The organism is Pirellulales bacterium, assembly GCA_019694435.1.
Taxonomy (GTDB): domain Bacteria; phylum Planctomycetota; class Planctomycetia; order Pirellulales; family JAEUIK01; genus JAIBBZ01.
Genome location: JAIBBZ010000085.1, coordinates 1 through 3516, shown reverse-complemented (window position 1 = coordinate 3516; position 3516 = coordinate 1). Strand labels below are relative to the sequence as shown.

3 protein-coding genes are annotated in these 3516 nt (G+C 63.5%); all 3 read left to right on the top strand.

The genetic code is table 11. The features are described from left to right. Positions 1 to 1724 (top strand): phage terminase large subunit family protein (locus K1X74_23485; protein MBX7169315.1); only part of this gene is annotated, 1724 nt, incomplete at its 5' end. A gap of 282 nt (positions 1725 to 2006) precedes the next feature. Next, positions 2007 to 2618 (top strand): C39 family peptidase, encoded by a 612-nt coding sequence (locus K1X74_23480; GenBank protein MBX7169314.1) that lies wholly within the window; start codon positions 2007 to 2009, stop codon positions 2616 to 2618. A 20-nt stretch (positions 2619 to 2638) separates the two neighbouring features. Then, positions 2639 to 3516: hypothetical protein (locus K1X74_23475; protein ID MBX7169313.1), on the top strand; the 878-nt coding region annotated here is incomplete at its 3' end.

Below are 3516 nucleotides of genomic sequence, written 5' to 3'. Positions count from 1 at the left end.
TGATCGGTTCGGACGAAGGGCATGCGATGGACATGCTCGAATCGATCAAGATGGAGTTCGACGGCAACGAGCTGCTGCTCGAGGATTTTCCCGAGGCCGTCTATCCGATCCAGTGCCTCGACGGGATCGCCAACCGCTGCAATGGCCAGCTCTATCAGGGAGAACGGACGCACATCGGCTGGACCGCTCGCGAAATCGTGCTTCCCTCGATGCCCGGCAGTGCGGCCAGCGGGGCGATCATCAAGGTGGCCGGCATCACCGGCCGGATTCGCGGTATGAAGTACAAGCGGGCCGATGGCCACACGGTACGGCCGAGCCTCGTGGTTTTAGACGATCCGCAAACGGATGAGAGTGCCCGTTCGCTCTCGCAGTGCGCCACACGGGAAGGGATTCTGGCCGGTGCGATCCTCGGCCTGGCCGGTCCGGGCAAGAAGATCTCGGGCATCATGCCCTGCACGGTGATCCGCCCGAGCGACATGGCCGACAACATCCTCTCGCGCGACAAGCATCCGGAATGGAATGGGGAACGCACCAAAATGGTTTACACGTTCCCCAGCGACGAGAAGAAGTGGCAGCGCTACGGCGAGCTGCGTGGTGAGAGCCTGCGCGAACATGGCGACATTCGCCTGGCGACCGAGTTCTACGCCGCCGATCGGGAAGCGATGGATGCCGGCGCGCTGGTCGCCTGGCCCGAGCGGTTCAACCACGATGAACTGTCGGCGATCCAGCACGCGATGAACTTGCGGTTGCAGGATGAAGCGGCCTTCTTCGCCGAATACCAGAACGAGCCGCTTCCAGAAGCAACCTCCGAGGGGGACGAACTCTCGGCCGACGAGATCGCCGGTAAGCTCAACCGGATCGACCGCCGCCTGACTCCGGTCGGCTGCAATCACCTGACGATGTTCGTCGATGTGCAGGCGAACCTGCTGTTTTACGCGGTTGCGGCATGGGAAGACGATTTCACCGGCTACGTGATCGACTACGGCGCGTTTCCCGACCAGCAGCGCCCGTACTTCACGCTCCGCGACGCCCGGCTCACGCTCCCGCTGGCAACGAAGTCGAGCGGGTTGGAAGGTGCCATCTACGCGGGTCTCGAGCAACTGACCGCAGCGTCGCTGGGGCGCGAGTGGCGGCGCGATGACGGGGCCATGCTGCGAATCGAGCGCTGTCTGATCGACGCCAACTGGGGATCGAGTACCGACGTGGTGTATCAGTTCTGCCGGCAGTCGGCCTTTGCCGGGATTGTGATGCCGAGTCACGGCCGGTTTGTGGGCGCATCGAGCCAGCCGTTTTCCGAATACAAGCGCCGGCCGGGCGACCGCGTGGGGCACAACTGGCGGATGCCCAATGTGGCCGGCAAACGGGCCGTGCGGCACGTGGTTTACGACACGAACTTCTGGAAGACGTTCGTGCATGCCCGCCTGGCCGTGCCGATGGGAGACCGGGGGTGCCTGTCGCTCTTTGGCGCAAGCGCCGACTCGCACCGGCTGTTTGCCGAACATTTGACGGCCGAATACCGCGTGAAGACCGAAGGGCGCGGTCGGACGGTGGACGAATGGAAGATGCGCCCCGAGCGGGGCGATAACCACTGGTTCGATTGCCTGGTGGGCTGCGCCGCGGCCGCTTCGATTCAGGGAGTCGCGCTTGCGGGCACGGGGGGTGCGTCGGGGGACATCAAGCGTGGGCGGGTGAGCTTTGCCGAGTTGCAAAGGAGGAGGCAATGAACGAGACGAAACCACGCGGGATCGCGTGCCCAAGTTGTGGCTGTCGGCACCTGGTCACAACCAACACCGAGCCTCTGCGCGATGGGCGCGTGCGGCGGCGTAAACAATGTCGCCACTGCGGGCGTCGATTCGTCACGTTCGAGGGCACACTTGCAACAATTCGGAAGCCAGATTGCTATATGTAGCACGATTCCGGCAATCTTCAGAAATGTCGCTTTGGAATGCACAGACGCATGATAGAACGCACTTATGGACTACGAGTGCAGAGTGCGGAGCGCGATCATGCGAAACGGTTACTGGCGGACGTGCCTGATGGTGGGAATCGCCTGGCTGGCGATGCCGTTGGCGGTATCGCATGCCGGCGCGCAAACGGCTGCCGGCGTCGATCCGTTCGACGCGCGGCTGTCGCTCCAGGTGCCGCAGCGTTATCTGCAGTGGTACGAGAACCCCGACGGCAGTTGCGTGCAGTGTTCGATCGGCATGTGCGGACTCGACCAGAATGTGCCGCAAGCCTCGACGCTCTTGTGGGACAGCGAGTACGGGCCGGCCGAGCGGGGCGGCAGCTATCCGAGCCGCGTGACCCGGTATGCCGACAAGCGCGGCATGCGGATTTACAACGTGACGGGAACGCCCACCTGGGACTGGATGACGTGGGCCTGCGCCAACGGTCGGGGCGCGGCGATCGGTGCCGGCAGCAATCACTTTCAGACGCTCGTCGGACACGATCCGGCCAGCCGAACGTGGTTCGTCGTCAATAACAACGGCGACCAGCACGTGCAGCCTTACGACGACGCGGCCTTTCGCCGCCTGCACTTGGCCAGCGGCCAGTGGTGTGTGATTCTCGACTATCCGCCCGCACCGGCCATGCCGCACATCGCGGCCTGGTGGGATTGAGACCAACAGGAGCCAAACCAATGCGACGTGTTTTGCCAATGATGCTGATCGTGGTATCCGGACTGCTCTCCGAAAGCGCACTGGCCAAACCGCCCGAAGTTGATTCAGCCGAGGTGCGCCGGATGGGGGACAGCGTGACTCGGGCTGGGGACGGACTGGTGCGAGGCGAGCAGGACGAACTGCTCGCGGCACTCGAGCTGCCGGCCAACGACATCGACAAATGGTTCGTGTCGGTCGTCGGCTCGCGTTCGTGCCCGGCTTGCATCAATCTGAAGAAGGCATGGGAGACCGATCCCTGGCTGCTGGCGTTCGCCAACCCGAACGATGCCAAAAAATCGTGGTCCCACTTCACCTACTACACCATCGAGGATGAGTCGCAAAGCTGGCGGTTTGCGAAGCTCCAGTTCAAAGCCTACCCGACGATCCTCGTCCAGCCACCCCGCTCGGGCAAGTTTGGCGATCCATCGCTGGTCGTGTTCATGCAGGTTTATGGCGGCTCATCGGAAAAGCTGGCCAAGAATATCACGGCCGCGATTCGCCGCTATTTATCGCGCCGCGTGGAACAGCCTCCCGTGCAGATGAGCTCGCAGGGCGTGCAGGCAGTGGAACAAGGGGCGTGGCCTCGCGTGCCGGACGCCGACGCTGGCCGCGACCGGACTCCGCCGTTCACGCCGCCGAGCGTCAATCCGCCGGTTTCGCCCACGCCTGCGCCAACCCCGCAACCGATCATTCCGATCCTGCCAGACGAGATTCCGCCCAAGCCGAACCTCGAGCCGAATCCCGAACCGCACAAGCGGCCCGTGCTGCGCAAAGACGAAATCATCGTAGTGCGCGATGGCCAATACGGCCCGGAGATCGAGGAGCAGATTCGTACAGCCGTGGCCAGCCTGCGCGAGGA

Bases quoted from the DNA above. Each gene is read 5' to 3' on its own strand.
- K1X74_23480 (MBX7169314.1), top strand. From the start codon at position 2,007: ATGCGAAACGGTTACTGGCGGACGTGCCTGATGGTGGGAATCGCCTGG.